16 protein-coding genes are annotated in these 14,263 nt (G+C 63.3%); 3 read left to right on the top strand and 13 right to left on the bottom strand.

Annotation, left to right across the window (positions count from 1 at the left end; translation table 11 throughout):
* Window positions 1–2 precede the first annotated feature (2 nt).
* The 5 genes from IHE39_RS07415 to IHE39_RS07435 form a co-directional block, all read right to left on the bottom strand.
* Window positions 3–734 carry a proteasome-type protease gene (locus IHE39_RS07415; protein ID WP_184767698.1) on the bottom strand — a complete coding sequence of 244 codons (732 nt, stop codon included), beginning with the start codon at window positions 732–734 and terminating at the stop codon, window positions 3–5.
* Between the two features lie 34 nt (window positions 735–768).
* A complete protein-coding gene (locus IHE39_RS07420) occupies window positions 769–1,563 on the bottom strand; it encodes a transglutaminase family protein (protein WP_184767697.1) in 795 nt (264 codons plus the stop codon).
* Between the two features lie 12 nt (window positions 1,564–1,575).
* The gene (locus IHE39_RS07425) at window positions 1,576–2,517 is read right to left on the bottom strand and encodes an alpha-E domain-containing protein (protein WP_184767696.1); all 942 of its coding nucleotides are present in this window, start codon (window positions 2,515–2,517) and stop codon (window positions 1,576–1,578) included.
* Between the two features lie 19 nt (window positions 2,518–2,536).
* Window positions 2,537–3,949 carry a circularly permuted type 2 ATP-grasp protein gene (locus tag IHE39_RS07430; RefSeq protein WP_192565972.1) on the bottom strand — a complete coding sequence of 471 codons (1,413 nt, stop codon included), beginning with the start codon at window positions 3,947–3,949 and terminating at the stop codon, window positions 2,537–2,539.
* A 153-nt stretch (window positions 3,950–4,102) separates the two neighbouring features.
* A complete protein-coding gene (locus IHE39_RS07435; RefSeq protein WP_115733818.1) occupies window positions 4,103–4,339 on the bottom strand; it encodes an Lrp/AsnC ligand binding domain-containing protein in 237 nt (78 codons plus the stop codon).
* A 169-nt stretch (window positions 4,340–4,508) separates the two neighbouring features.
* Here IHE39_RS07435 and IHE39_RS07440 point away from each other — a divergent pair, with 169 nt between their 5' ends.
* Window positions 4,509–4,922, top strand: a complete 414-nt coding sequence (locus IHE39_RS07440; protein WP_192565973.1) for a DUF4864 domain-containing protein — start codon at window positions 4,509–4,511, stop codon at window positions 4,920–4,922.
* A gap of 88 nt (window positions 4,923–5,010) precedes the next feature.
* Window positions 5,011–5,424, top strand: coding sequence for a DUF4864 domain-containing protein (locus IHE39_RS07445; protein WP_192565974.1), 414 nt, complete (start codon window positions 5,011–5,013; stop codon window positions 5,422–5,424).
* A 7-nt stretch (window positions 5,425–5,431) separates the two neighbouring features.
* On the opposite strand, the gene IHE39_RS07450 is transcribed toward IHE39_RS07445, so the two are convergent.
* From IHE39_RS07450 to IHE39_RS07460, 3 genes are all read right to left on the bottom strand, one after another.
* Window positions 5,432–7,033 carry an ABC-F family ATP-binding cassette domain-containing protein gene (locus IHE39_RS07450; RefSeq protein WP_192565975.1) on the bottom strand — a complete coding sequence of 534 codons (1,602 nt, stop codon included), beginning with the start codon at window positions 7,031–7,033 and terminating at the stop codon, window positions 5,432–5,434.
* 127 nt (window positions 7,034–7,160) lie between these two features.
* Window positions 7,161–7,919 carry a class I SAM-dependent methyltransferase gene (locus IHE39_RS07455; RefSeq protein ID WP_192565976.1) on the bottom strand — a complete coding sequence of 253 codons (759 nt, stop codon included), beginning with the start codon at window positions 7,917–7,919 and terminating at the stop codon, window positions 7,161–7,163.
* A gap of 176 nt (window positions 7,920–8,095) precedes the next feature.
* Window positions 8,096–9,070, bottom strand: a complete 975-nt coding sequence (locus IHE39_RS07460; RefSeq protein ID WP_192565977.1) for a threo-3-hydroxy-L-aspartate ammonia-lyase — start codon at window positions 9,068–9,070, stop codon at window positions 8,096–8,098.
* Between the two features lie 144 nt (window positions 9,071–9,214).
* Here IHE39_RS07460 and dinB point away from each other — a divergent pair, with 144 nt between their 5' ends.
* Window positions 9,215–10,462, top strand: a complete 1,248-nt coding sequence (dinB, locus tag IHE39_RS07465) for a DNA polymerase IV (protein WP_192565978.1) — start codon at window positions 9,215–9,217, stop codon at window positions 10,460–10,462.
* A gap of 2 nt (window positions 10,463–10,464) precedes the next feature.
* Here the strand turns inward: dinB and tgt are convergent, their stop codons facing one another.
* The 5 genes from tgt to IHE39_RS07490 are packed head-to-tail and all read right to left on the bottom strand — an operon-like array spanning window position 10,465 to window position 14,260.
* Window positions 10,465–11,601 (bottom strand): tRNA guanosine(34) transglycosylase Tgt, encoded by a 1,137-nt coding sequence (gene tgt, locus IHE39_RS07470; protein WP_192565979.1) that lies wholly within the window; start codon window positions 11,599–11,601, stop codon window positions 10,465–10,467.
* Window positions 11,598–12,674 carry a tRNA preQ1(34) S-adenosylmethionine ribosyltransferase-isomerase QueA gene (gene queA / locus IHE39_RS07475; protein WP_192565980.1) on the bottom strand — a complete coding sequence of 359 codons (1,077 nt, stop codon included), beginning with the start codon at window positions 12,672–12,674 and terminating at the stop codon, window positions 11,598–11,600. Before queA ends, tgt begins: the two co-directional genes overlap by 4 nt.
* The gene (locus IHE39_RS07480; protein ID WP_184767687.1) at window positions 12,674–13,123 is read right to left on the bottom strand and encodes a DMT family transporter; all 450 of its coding nucleotides are present in this window, start codon (window positions 13,121–13,123) and stop codon (window positions 12,674–12,676) included. Before IHE39_RS07480 ends, queA begins: the two co-directional genes overlap by 1 nt.
* A gap of 6 nt (window positions 13,124–13,129) precedes the next feature.
* A complete protein-coding gene (locus IHE39_RS07485) occupies window positions 13,130–13,645 on the bottom strand; it encodes a peptidylprolyl isomerase (RefSeq protein WP_184767686.1) in 516 nt (171 codons plus the stop codon).
* A gap of 27 nt (window positions 13,646–13,672) precedes the next feature.
* Window positions 13,673–14,260, bottom strand: coding sequence for a peptidylprolyl isomerase (locus tag IHE39_RS07490; protein ID WP_192565981.1), 588 nt, complete (start codon window positions 14,258–14,260; stop codon window positions 13,673–13,675).
* Window positions 14,261–14,263: the final 3 nt, after the last annotated feature.

The raw sequence follows: 14,263 nt of genomic DNA on the forward strand, positions 1-14,263 counted from the left end.
GACTATTCGACAAAATCGGGCAGGCTCTGGAATGCCGCCTTCAGTGCATCCGACCAGCCCTCGGAGACGCTGCGATAATAGGGATCGTCGGCGCCGATCCGCCTTTTCAGGCCGATCTTGAGGCTATCCTTCTCGTAGAAGGCGAGATCGAGCGGCAGGCCGACCGACAGGTTCGATTTCAACGTCGAATCGAACGACACCATCAACAGCTTGACCGTTTCGGCAAAGCTCATCGTGCGGTCATAGGCGCGCACGATGATCGGCTTGCCATATTTGGTCTCGCCGATCTGGAAGAATGGCGTGTCATCGCTGCATTCGACGAAATTGCCTTCAGGATAGATCATGAACAGCCGGGGTTCGCTGCCCTTGACCTGGCCACCGAGGATGAACGAGGCGTTGAACGCCGCATCCGCCGTCTGTCCGGCTGGTGCCGACTGGGAGATCACTTCCTTGACCGTATCGCCGACGATGCGCGCGATCTGAAACATCGAAGGCGCTTCGAGCAGCGTCGGCGCGCGCTCGGCAACAGCCTTGGTCCGCTCGTCGAGCAGGCTTACCACGGCCTGCGTGGTGGCGAGATTGCCCGCCGACATCAAGACGACAACGCGCTCGCCTGGCTCCTCCCAGATACGCATTTTGCGAAAGGTCGAGATATTGTCGACCCCGGCATTGGTCCGCGTGTCCGACATGAACACCAGGCCACGGTCAATTTTCATGCCGACGCAATAAGTCATCGATTCCAGTTCCGGCCAATGTTCTAATGCCGGATTACTGCTCTACCGTGATGTGGACTGCAAGCCGTTCCTGCGCCTGCCCGATCAGAATGCCGGCAATCGGCATCGCTTCGCGATAGTCGCGCCCAACCGCCACGCGCACGTAGCGTTCGTCCGGCGACATGCCGTTGGCGGCGTCGAAACCAACCCAGCCAAGCGCGCTGACATAGGCCTCCGCCCAGGCATGGCTCGCCACCTGCTCGACGGTGTCGTTCATCATCAGGTAGCCACTGACATAGCGTGCCGGAAATCCCAGCAGCCGGGCCGAGGCGGCAAATACGTGCGAGTGGTCCTGGCAGACGCCGGTGCCTTTCACCAGCGCTTCTTCGGCGGTCGTGCGCGAGTCGGTCGTGCCGGTGACATAGGCGATCCGCTGCTGGATGAGCGCCATCAGCCCGTGCAGACGCTCCAGGTCGCCACCGCTGCCAACACTTGCCGCCAGGTCGCGGATCGTAGTGCCCGGCGCCGTCAGCGGCGTCGGATGTTCGAACAGCCACAGCGGGGCAAAGCCGCGATGTGGCCCCGAAACACCCGCCGTATCGTTGGTCTCGACCTCGCCTTCGGCCACCACAGTGATCGCATGCGGCTCCCCATCGATGGACAGCAACCGCGTGTCGTTGCCGAACTGGTCAAGGAACCGCACTTCCTCGCGCGCGCCCTCGATGTGCAGCGCCCAGGTCAGCATCGTCTGCGCCGGACCGCTCGCCGGCCACAGGCGCAGCCGCTGCAAACCGTAGCGGATCGGCTCGTCGTAGCTGTATTCGGTGCGGTGGCTGACCTTGAGCCGCATCTTCCTATCCGATCAATAAAAACCGAAATCCTGGGCAACCTGATCGCCCAGCCGGTTGTTGTCCCTGATGAAGTCGGCGAGGAATTCGTGCAGACCGGTTTCGAAGATGTCCTTGATTTCGGTGCCGCGCAGCCGGGCATAGGTTCGTTCGGCGATCTCCTGCGCCGGATGGCGGGCGCCGTAATCCTCGCCGAGAAACTTCAGGTGTTCGGCGAGGAAGCGGTAGCTGAACGACAGCGACCGCGGCATGCGCGCATTGAGGATCAGGTATTCGGCGATGTTCGTCGGCTTGTACTCGGCTTCGTAAACCCAGCGATAGGACCGGTGCGCGGCCACCGAACGCAGGATCGACTCCCACTGATAGTTGTCCAGTGACGACCCGACCCAGGAAATCGAGGGCAACAGCACGTAATATTTGACGTCGAGGATGCGCGCCGTGTTGTCGGCGCGCTCGACATAGGTGCCGAGTTGAGCAAAATCGAAGATCTCGTTGCGCAGCATGGTGCCGTAGAACGAGCCGCGGATCAGCGCAGTTTCGCGCTTGATCGCATCAAGCACGCCAGGCAGTTCGCGCTGGTCGATCGGGCTTGCCAGCACGCGCTTCAGCGACATCCAGGCTTCGTTGATGCTCTCCCAGGTTTCACGGGTCAGCGCCGTGCGCACCATGCGCGCGTTGTTGCGCGCCGTCTCGATGGCTGCCACCGCGCTCGACGGGTTCGACATGTCGCGCAACAGGAAATCGGCGACGTTCTCCGCCGTGTAGTCGTTGTGCTTGGCGGCAAACGCGCTGGCAGCTCCAGCCGACAACAGCACCGAGTTCCATTCCTCCGAGGCATCCTGGCTGCGGGTCAGCGCAATGCGCAGGCCGGCATCGATCAGCCTCGCCATGTTTTCTGTCCGCTCGATATAGCGGTTCATCCAGTAGAGGCCGTTGGCTGTGCGTCCCAGAAGCATGAAGTCTCAGCGTCCTCCTTTAGTCATCCAGCACCCACGTGTCTTTTGTCCCGCCGCCCTGCGATGAGTTGACGACCAGCGACCCCTCTTTCAGGGCAACGCGGGTCAAGCCACCCGGCACGATGCGGATCCGGTCCGAGACCAGCACGAACGGCCTGAGATCGACATGGCGCGGCGCCAGCCCCTTCTCGGTCAGGATCGGGCAGGTCGACAGCGACAACGTCGGCTGGGCGATGTAGTTCGACGGTCTTGCGGCGAGCTTCTTGGAAAACTCCTCGCGTTCCTTCTTCGACGCGGCCGGCCCGACCAGCATGCCGTAGCCGCCCGAGCCGTGCACCTCCTTGATCACCAGTTCGCCGAGATGCTCCTGGACGTATTTCAAACTGTCCGGCTCCGAGCAGCGCCAGGTCGGGATGTTGCCGAGGATCGGCTTGCGGCCGGTGTAGAACTCGATGATCTCCGGCATGTAGGAATAGATCGCCTTGTCGTCGGCGATGCCCGTGCCGGGCGCATTGGCGATGGTGATGTTGCCGGCGCGGTAGACGTCCATGATGCCGGGCACGCCAAGTGTCGAATCCGGCCTGAAGGTCATCGGGTCGAGATAAGCGTCGTCGACGCGGCGGTAGAGTACGTCGATGCGCTTGTAGCCTTCGGTGGTGCGCATCGCCACATGGCCGTCGACGACGCGCAAATCCTGGCCCTCGACAAGTTGCACGCCCATCTGGTCGGCCAGGAACGCGTGCTCGAAATAGGCCGAGTTGAAGCTGCCCGGCGTCAGCACCGCGATCGTCGGTGTCCCGTTTACCCCGTTAGGCCGCACCGCCGCCAGCGACTGCCGGAGCAGTTGCGGATAGTTCTCGACCGGTTGCACCTTGATGCGCTGGAACAGCTCGGGAAACAGCTGCAGCATCGTTTCGCGGTTCTCCAGCATGTAGGAGACACCTGATGGCGTACGCGCATTGTCCTCGAGCACGTAAAACTCGTTTTCGGCGATGCGCACGATGTCGACGCCGATGATGTGCGTGTAGACCCCCGCCGGCGGCCTGACCCCGATCATCTCAGGCAGGAAGGCCTCGTTGGTCGCGATCAGCTCGCGCGGCACGCGGCCTGCCCGCAGGATCTCCTGGCGATGGTAGATGTCGTCGAGGAAGGCGTTGAGCGCCTGGACGCGCTGCTCGATGCCTTGCGTCAGCCTGCGCCACTCATTGCCTGAAATGATGCGCGGCACGATGTCGAAAGGGATCAGCCGCTCCGATGCTTCCTGCTCGCCATAGACGGCGAAGGTGATGCCGGTCTTGCGGAAAACCCGCTCGGCATCGCGCATCTTCTCGGTAAGTCGGGCTGGGTCCTGGTTTTTGAGCCAGCCGTCATAGGCTTCGTAGGGTCTTCTCAGTCCGGCTTCGGCCGGGAGCATTTCGTCGAAAGCGACCAATGGCAAACTCCCCTCATGGCCAGTGAAATGACCTCGGGAGAGAAAATCAAGCGCAATCGCCTGTTTCAGGCGCAGTCGGCTCAACAATCGGGAAATTGCCCGTATTTTCGGCAAGATGCAGGGGATTTGGGCGCATCCCTGCTCTTTCCGCGCTCAGAACGCGCGGAAAGTCACGGTCGTGAACGTGTCCTTGATGTTGCCGATCGCATGGACCTTTTCATTGACGAAGTGCCCGATGTCTTCCTCGTCATCGACATAGAACTTGGCCAGCAGGTCGAAATTGCCGGCCGTAGAATAGATCTCCGAGGCGATCTCGGCGTCAGCCAATGCGCTCGCCACCTCGTAGGCCTTGCCGAGTTCGCATTTGATCTGCACGAAAAAGGTCTTCATCGCACCGTCCGTTCCATCGTTGTCCGTCTTGTCGCAGAACGCGCCGGCCCTTTCAAGCGTGGCCGCTGCGTCGTATACAAGCCAAAAAACTTCATTCCATAGGTAACAATTTACGCTCCGCCGACGAATACCGCTAAAGCTGTCCTCTCCCAACCGGATCAGACGCCTGATGCGTAGCGCCGCAATCGCCTTCATATTGCTTGTGCTGGCCTTGCCCGCACGCGCCGATCATTTCTCGATCCACGAGGTGCAGAAGACCATCACCGAACAGATCACGGCCTTTCGCGGCGGCGACCATGCGCGCGCCTACGAACTGTCGGCGCCCAACGTGCGCGAGAACTATCCAACGCTCGCCTCCTACATGGCGCTGATCAAGGACAGCTTCCCCCCGATCGCCAATGCCAGGGCCTTCGTCTTCGGCCCCGTCGACGAGATCAACATCTCGACGATCACCCAGGAGGTCATCATCGAAGGGTCCGACGGCGGCACCTATCAGGCGTTCTACACGCTCGATCTGCAAGGCGACGGCGTCTGGCGCATCACCGGTGTCACGATCCAGCAGGCCAATGACCGGCTGATCTGATAAACTCCCGGCTGCATGCAACCATTTCGCCGCGCCAGCGTGTCTGCAAGCGTCGCCTGATGGTTGGCGATCTCAGGCGGAGAATGTCATGCGCCGTACGTCAGCCTTGTTTGTCTTTCTGCTTGTGGCATTCCCCGCACTCGCCGGCGACGCCGAGATCAAGGCGGCGCAAGACAGCATCTCGGGCCAGCTTCATGCCTTCCGTTCCGGCGACGATGCCCAGGCCTACGGTTACGCCGCGCCCAATGTGAAGCGCATCTTCCCGACCCTCGACACCTTCATGAACATGGTCACTGGCGCCTACAAGCCGGTGCACCGCCCGCAGAGCTTTTCCTTCGGCAAGTTCCAGGAGATGAGCCCGACGGCGATCATCCAGCAGGTGATCATCGTTGGCGCTGACGGCAAGGATTATGAAGCCGTCTATACGCTCGAACTGCAGCCCGACGGCGTCTGGCGCATCACCGGCGTCAGCCTGCGTGCCTCGAACTCGCTGAGCACCTAGCACCCACTCATCCCGCGATCGCCGATCCCTTCTCCAGCACAATGCGCCTGTCGATGCCGATTGCATCAAGGAAGCGCTCGTCATGGCTGACCACCAGCAGCGCGCCGTCATAGGCGCGCAATCCCGCTTCCACCGCTTCGATCGAGTCGATGTCGAGATGGTTGGTCGGCTCGTCGAGGATCAGCAGTGGTGGCGGAACCTTGCCGCCAAGCACGCAGGCGAGCCCTGCCCGCAGCAATTGTCCGCCGCTCAGGCTGCCCACGATCTGCAACGCCGCATCGGCGCGGAACATGAAGCGCGCCAGTGCAGATCGGCAGGCGTTTTCGTCTGTATCCGGATTGATGCGGCGAAAATTGTCCCGGATCGAAATGGAGGCATCGAGCAGCCCCACTTGCTGGTCGAGCATGGCATGGCCAGTCATGACCTCGACACGTCCGGCCCAAGGGGCTAGCCCACCTGAGATCACCCTCAACAAGGTCGTCTTGCCGCTCCCGTTGCAGCCGCTCACCGCGATCCGCTCAGGTCCGGCGACATCGAGCGAAACCCCTGAAATCACCGGCCGACCCGGCTCGTGGCCCACTGTCAGGCGGTCGATCCGCAGCACCACCTTGCCTAACGGCAACCCGGTCGACGGCAATTTGACGGCAAACGACTGCAGCACCTCGATCCGCTCGCGTGCCGCAGCCGCATCTGTCACGGCCAACGCGCGCTGTCGCTCGGCAAGTCGGGCGTTATCGCCCGACGTGTTCTCGGCGCGGTTCTTCAGTCCGTTCATCAGAATGCGCGGCATGTCGCCCCTGGCGGCTTTGCGCTTGCCGGCGCCGTCCTTGCGCGCCTTGCGCTCGGCGGTGGCCTGCGCGGCCTTGGCCACTTGCGCGACGCGCCGTTCGGCGTCTTCCAGATCGTGCTCGGCAGCCTCCAGTTCGATCGCCTTGCGCTCGCGATAGTGGCTCCAGTTGCCGCCATAGCGGCTGGCGCCCTGCGAGGTGAGCTCGAGGATGGCATCCATCGTATCGAGTAGCTCGCGGTCATGGCTGACGACGATCGCCCCGGAACGCCAGCCGGCCAGGAGGTCGACCACCGCCCTCCTGCCTTCGCGGTCGAGATTGTTGGTCGGCTCGTCGAGCAGGATGAAATCGGGTTCGCCGAAGACCAGTGCTGCGAGCCCGGCGCGCGTGCGCTGGCCGCCTGACAGCGCCGAAAGCCGGGTAGCGGGCTCGGCACTCAGCCCGACGCGGGCAAGTGCCACCTCGATACGCGCCCCCAACGTCCAGTCAGCGGCTACGAGTTCATCGATATCGGCAAGCCCGGCTTCGGCGCGGCGCAACAGGGCGAGCCCGGATTCGGCCCCGAACAGGTCGGCAACGGTTTCATCGGCAGAGACCTGCGCCGCCTGGCGCAATAGGCCGAGCGTTCCGCTGACTGATACCTTGCCCGCCTGCGGTTGCAGCGAACCGGATATCAGATGCAGCAGCGTCGACTTGCCGACGCCATTGCGCCCGACGAGCCCCGAACGGCCGGCCTCGACGTTTAGCGACAGATCGGAAAAGAGTGTCCTGCCGTCAGGCGTGGACCAGGCAATGTTCGACAGCGAGATGGATGCAGGCATGGAATTCCCCAATGGCAAAGCGGTTCGGCGTTGCTGTCGGGTTGAAATCCATTGCTGCACACATCCTGTTGAAATTGCTGATGGCGACTACATAGTCGGCTTGTCGCGCTGGTTCAAGCCGGCGACCTCATTGTGGCCGACGCGCCTCGAAGGAGATCGTCTCGCAGCCCTTGGCCGGCGCCTCACTGTATCGATAGTCGCCAGAGATAACGACATCGACGAAACCCGCCTCGCGCAGCGCCATGGCGAATTCCTCGACACCCCACCAGCGCAGGCTGAACAGCTCCAGCTCGGTGTCGGCGAGCTTGGTGTCCTTCCACAGCTCGTAGCGCAGATGCGTCACCGTCGTCTGCGCGACATAGTCGGTCGAAACGCGCGTGTCGGTCAGCGTCAGCAAGTCGCCGTCTTCGGTGGTCCAGCTGCGCACCCGGCCGCCCTCACCCAGGAAGCCGCCAATGGCATCGAGATCGATCATCAGTCGCCCATCAAGTGCCAGGTGATCGAAGAACCGGTGCAGAACAGCCTTTGCCGCAGCCACGTCGGTGGTCAGCTGGAACGAGCCAAGTGGTACGACGATCGCCGCGAAACTGGCGTCATAACTGAAGCTCTCGAAGGTCTGGCGACTCAGGCGGCCTTCGAGCGAACGCGCTGAACAGGCCTTGCGGCAGTAATCGAGCATTTCCTCGGACGGATCGAACCCCCTGATATCGATACCCGCCTCAAGCATCGGAACGAAGAAGCGACCATTGCCGACGGCAGGTTCCAGAACTGGTCCCGCGCAGCTTGAAAGTCGTTCGCGATAATATTCGATGTCGCCGAACGAGCGGCCGACCGGCTTGTCGAGATTGTAGACCCAGGAGGCAAGAGTTCCGTATCTGTTGTTCATTCGACGTCGCCCCACTGACTTTTCACTACATGAACGACCTTTGGTCGAGGCATGCAGTTGGCGCGCCATAAGACGGATTTGCTTGCAGCGTCCAGCCGCAAGCCTCATCAACCGGAGTTGTTCTTTGGAGCCTGTGGCGCAAAGAGCACGCTTTTGCACCCGGTGGTGCATCCGTGTCAGGCGTCCACGAAAAACCCGCTCAGCGCCTTGAGGTCGACATTGCCGCCGCTGAGCACGATACCGACGCGTTTGCCCGCGCAGTCGACGATGCCGTTGAGCGCAGCAGCTGCACCCAGGCAACCGGTCGGCTCGACGATCACCTTCATGCGTTCGGCGAAGAAGCGCATCGTCGACACCAGATGCGCGTCGCTGACGGTGACGATGGCGTCGACTTTGCCCTGCAGGATCGGGAAATTGTGGTCGCCGACATAGGTGGTCAGCGCTCCGTCAGCGATCGACTTTGGCGGCGCGATGCGGATCACCTCGCCTTTCTGCAGCGACTGCTGCCCGTCATTGCCGGCCTCCGGCTCGACGCCGATGACGCGGCAGGCCGGCGCCAGTGCCTTGGTGCTGAGCGCGCAGCCGGCCAAAAGCCCGCCGCCGCCGAGCGGGGCGATGAGGATATCGAGCTGCCCGACTTCCTCGATCAGTTCCAGTGCCGCCGTGCCCTGCCCGGCAATGATTTCGGGGTGATCGAAGGGCGGGATCAGCGACATGCCGCGTTCCTCCGAGATGCTCCGCGCGATCGCGTCACGGTCGTCTTTGTAGCGGTCGAAGAATACCACTTCGGCACCATAGCCTCTGGTCGCTGCGATCTTGATCTCGGGCGCATCCTTGGGCATCACGATCACCGACGGCGCGCCGAGCAGTGTCGCCGCATAGGCTAGCGCCTGGGCATGATTACCCGACGAGAAGGCGACGACGCCCTTCCGCCTGGCTTCCGGTGAAAGCGCTGCGACGGCGTTGTAGGCGCCGCGGAACTTGAATGCTCCTGCCCGCTGCAGATTCTCCGCCTTGAAGAACAGTTCGCCGCCCACTTTGGCATTGGCGGTACGCGAGGTCAGCACGGGGGTGCGATGCGCCTCGCCAGCGATGCGCGCAGCCGCAACCTTGACGTCTTCGAATGTCGGAACGCGCAGCGATACAGTCATTGGGATTCTCCTTGGATCGCCGGCACCATAGTCGACGCCCGCTGTTTCCAGAAGCCCGCACCGGACGTCACCGCTTGCGCCAGCGCTTGACTTTTCAACTATATGTTCCCTTTATGTTCTTACCTCTCTCTGCAGAACACCACGATGGAAAGCGCAGCCACGATCCTGCATGCCGACCTCGACGCCTTCTACGCGTCGGTCGAACAGCTGCTCGACCCCAGCCTGCTGGGCAAACCTATCGCGGTCGGCGGCGGGGTGGTGCTCGCCGCGTCCTACGAGGCCAAGGCCTTCGGCGTCCATGGCGGCATGGCTGGCCGCCGCGCCCGCGAACTGTGCCCCGGGCTCATCTTCGTTGGTGGCAATTTCAGGGAATATCAGCGCCTTGGCGATGCAGCGATCGCAGTGCTCGACGATTTCACCCCGCTGGTCGAGCGCATTTCCATCGACGAGGCCTTCGCCGATGTCGCCGGCTGCACCCATCTCTTCGGTCCGCCCGAGGAGATCGCCCGGAAGATCAGGCACAGGGTTCGCGCCGAACTCGGCCTGCCGATCTCCGTCGGCGTCGCCCGCACCAAACACCTCGCCAAGATCGCCTCGCAGGTGGCCAAGCCCGACGGTCTGGTGGTGGTCGATCCGGGAACCGAGCTCACCTTCCTGCACGAACTGCCCGTCAGGCTGATGTGGGGCGTCGGACCGGCCACCCAAACGCGCCTTGCGGATGCAGGCATCGTCACCATCGGCCAGTTGGCCGCCGCCAACAGCCATTCGCTGGAACGCCTGCTTGGTCCCGCCGCCGGCGAAAAACTGTCGGCCCTTGCCTGGAACCGTGACCCGCGCCGCCTGCAGCCACATCGGCGCGCCCATTCGGCCGGCGCGCAGTCGGCGCTGGGCATGAAACCGGCACGGCCCGAAATCTACGTTCCGGCGCTGCGTCACCTCGCCGACCGCGTCGCCTCGCGTCTCCGCGCCAAGTCGCGTCCGGGGCGCACGATCACCGCCCGCGTCCGCTTCGCCGACATGCGCGCCGTGACGCGGTCGATCACCCTCGACGCGTCCATCTCGGCCACATCGATGATTGCGGAGGTCGCCGAGGAGTTGGTGCGCGGCGTGCTGGCCCAGTATCCGGACGAGCGCAGCATCTCGCTGCTGGCGATTTCGGTCTCGCATCTCGAGGAACATGCCGGCCTGCAGTTCGAGCTGCCACTGGGCCTTGTCGATGAAAAACACCGGCCGGGCACACGAAAAGGCCAGGCGCGCTGGAGCGCTGATCGCGCCATGGATGCCATCCGCGAGCGTTTCGGCTGGGAAGCTGTAGGCTACGCCTCGGTCGCGCTCGGGCGCGCCGGCTCGGTGCCCGACGCGTTTCGCGAACTGGCCGAAAAGGAGCTCTGAGCTCAGCCCTGGTGCAGTGGAATATCGCCGCGTGCCCAGCCTTCGCTGATCTCGGCGCTCCGGTCGACGAACCGGCCGGCTTCGATCGAAGCGCGGATTTCACTCATCAGCTGCTGGTAGTAGGACAGGTTGTTCCAGGTCAGCAGCATCGCGCCGAGCGACTCGCCCGACTTGATCAGGTGATGGAGATAGGCGCGGCTATAGTCGCGCGCGGCCGGGCAATCGCTCTCTTCGTCCAAGGGACGCGGATCGTCGGCGTGGCGGGCGTTGCGCAGGTTCACCTTGCCGCGCCTTGTATAGGCGAGGCCGTGGCGGCCGGCGCGCGTCGGCATTACGCAGTCGAACATGTCGATGCCACGCGCCACCGACTTGATGATGTCGTCAGGCGTACCCACGCCCATCAGGTAGCGCGGCTTTTCCTCAGGCAGTTCCGGACAGGTGATATCGAGCATGTCGAGCATCACCTCCTGCGGCTCGCCGACGGCCAGGCCGCCGACCGCATAACCCTTGAGCTCCAGCGCCTTCAGCGCCTGCGCCGAGCGCACGCGCAGGTCGGGAATGTCGCCACCCTGGACGATGCCGAACATCGCTTTTCCAGGCTGGTTGCCAAATGCCGTCTTGCAGCGCTCGGCCCAGCGCAGCGACAGCTCCATGGCGCGCTGGATTTCCTTCGGCGTCGACGGCAATGCGGTGCATTCGTCGAGCTGCATCTGGATGTCGGAATCGAGCAGGCCCTGGATTTCTATCGAGCGTTCCGGCGACATCTCGTAGGCGGCACCGTCGATATGCGAGCGGAAGGTCACGCCCTTTTCGCTGAGCTTGCGCAGCTTCGACAGCGACATAACCTGGAAGCCGCCTGAATCCGTCAGGATCGGGTGCGGCCAGCGTGCGAATTCGTGCAGGCCGCCAAGCCGCGCCACGCGCTCGGCACCAGGGCGCAGCATCAGGTGATAGGTGTTGCCCAAGATGATGTCGGCGCCGACGCCGCGCACCTGGTCCATGTACATCGCCTTGACCGTGCCGCCGGTGCCGACAGGCATGAATGCCGGCGTGCGGATGGTGCCACGCGGCATGGTGATCTCACCGCGCCGCGCCTTGCCGTCGGTCGCGAGCCGCTTGAAGGTGAACTCTGAACTCATCGGTCGTCCCTGAACAGCAGGCTGGCGTCGCCATAGGAGTAGAAGCGATAGCCACTTGCAATGGCATGCGCATAGACGCCCTGCATGCGTTCGAGCCCGGCAAAGGCTGAAACCAGCATGAACAGCGTTGAGCGCGGCAGGTGAAAGTTGGTCATCAGTGCGTCGACAAACTTGAAGCGATAGCCGGGCGTGATGAAGATGTCGGTCGGTCCCGACCAAGCGGCCAGGGTGCCATCTTGGCGCGCAGCACTTTCCATCAGGCGCAGCGACGTGGTGCCGACGGCAACCACCTTGTTGCCGCGCGCCCGGGCCGCATTCAGCGCGGCTGCGGTCTCTTCGGAGACGTAGCCGATTTCCGAATGCATCTTGTGCTCGGCGGTGTCGTCAGCCTTGACAGGCAAAAAGGTGCCGGCACCGACATGCAGCGTCACGAACTGCTTATCGATCCCGCGCGCCTCGAGTGCGGCAAACAGCTCCGGCGTGAAATGCAGGCCGGCGGTAGGGGCAGCGACCGCGCCCTCCTCCCGGGCATAGACGGTCTGATAGTCCTTGCGGTCGCGCTCGTCGTCGGCGCGCTTGGAGGCGATATAGGGCGGCAGCGGAATGTGGCCGACGGCATGCAGCGCCTCGTCCAACGCCGGACCCGACAGGTCAAAGGCCAGTAGAGCCTCGCCGCCCTCGCCCTTTTCCAGCACCGTGGCATCGAGTTGACCCATCATGCAGGCTTCGGCGTCGTGGCCGAACTGGATGCGGTCGCTGACGGCGACCCGCTTGCCCGGGCGCATGAAGGCGAGCCAGCGATCGGGTGCGGTGCGCATGTGCAGCGTCGCATCGACATGCGCCACCGCCTCGCCGCGCACGCGCCGGCCCTTGAGCTGTGCCGGGATGACGCGCGTGTCGTTGAGCACCAGCACATCGCCAGGGTTCAGCAGCGATGGCAGGTTGCCGACGCTCATGTCGGCAAGCGCAGCATCGGGCCGCACCACCAGCATGCGCGCGGTATCGCGCGGTTCGGCCGGGCGCAGCGCGATCCGTTCCTCGGGCAGTTCGAAATCGAAAAGGTCAACACGCATCAGTAGATACGGATCATCATTGCGCCGGCGAGCAGCAGCACGGCGCCGACGATACGACCCATGGAAATCTCGCGTACGGCAACGCCCAGAATGCCGGCCTTGTCGACAAGCATGCCAGCCAGCAGCTGGCCCGCCACCAGGAAGGCCATCAGCGCGGCCGCACCAATGCGCGGAGTCAACAGCACCGTGGAGGTGACATAGAACGCGCCCAGCACGCCGCCGACTACGAACAGCCAGGGCGCTGGCGCCTTCCAGTCGATGACCAGCCCCTGCGTGCGGGTGGTAAGCAGGGTGATCACGCCGAGCACGATGGCGCCGGATAGAAACGAAATCGCAGCCGCCGCGACGGGCACACCGAGCCCGCGCGCCAGCTGCGCATTGACGGGAGCCTGAATGGCAATGAAGGCGCCCGCCAGAACGCCGAGAAGCGACCAGAGAGCGCCAGCCATGATCAGTTATTCTGCGACGTCGGCCGCGACCTTCAGCGACACGATCTTGTCGGGATCCTGCACCGGCTCGCCGCGCTTGATCTTGTCGACATTGTCCATGCCTTCGATGACCTGGCCCCACACCGTGTACTGGCGGTTGAGGAAGCCGGCGTCCTCGAAGCAGATGAAGAACTGCGAGTTGGCCGAGTTCGGGTTCTGCGAACGGGCCATCGAGCAGGTGCCGCGGCCGTGGTTCATGTTGGAGAACTCGGCCTTGAGGTCCGGCTTGTCCGAACCGCCCATGCCGGCGCGCGACGGGTTGAAGTCCTTGCCGCCCGACTTGCCGAACTTGACGTCGCCGGTCTGGGCCATGAAGCCCTCGATGACGCGGTGGAAGACAACGCCGTCATAAGCGCCTTCTCGCGCCAGTTCCTTGATGCGGCCGACATGGCCGGGCGCCAGGTCCGGGAACAATTCGATGACCACATTGCCCTTGGTCGTTTCCATGATCAGCGCGTTTTCGCGGTCCTTGATCTCGGCCATGATGAAATTCCTTCTTTTCGTTTTCGGTTACTTGGCGTCCGCGGCGATGCGGACCTTGATCATGCGGTCGGGATCGCTGACCGACCCGTTGTCGGCCGCATCACCCTTCTTGATGGCGTCAACAAGTTCCATGCCGCTCTCGACGTCGCCGACGATGGTGTACTGGCCGTCGAGCGAGGATGCGGTGTCGAACATGATGAAGAACTGCGAATTTGCCGAATTCGGGTCCTGCGAACGCGCCATGCCGACGACGCCGCGCTTGAAATTCTCCTGCGAGAACTCGGCGGGAATGTCGGGTAGCTTCGACCCGCCCATGCCGGCGCGACCAGCATTGTAGCCGTCCTTCATGTCGCCGAACTCGACGTCACCGGTCTGCGCCATAAAGCCGCCGATGACGCGATGGAAAGCGACGTTGTCATAGGCGCCTTCGCGCACCAGCGTCTTGATCTGGGCGACATGCTTGGGCGCGAGGTCGGGGCGCAGCGCCACCGTCACGTCGCCACCCTTCAGCGTGATGATCATCGTATTATCAGGCTCGGCGGCGATGGCCGCAGTCGAACCGGCCATCAGGCCGGCGAGGACAACGAAAGACGAGGCAAGCTTCCTGAGCTGCATTTT

The sequence above is a fragment of the Aminobacter carboxidus genome (assembly GCF_014863355.1).
GTDB lineage: Bacteria > Pseudomonadota > Alphaproteobacteria > Rhizobiales > Rhizobiaceae > Aminobacter > Aminobacter carboxidus.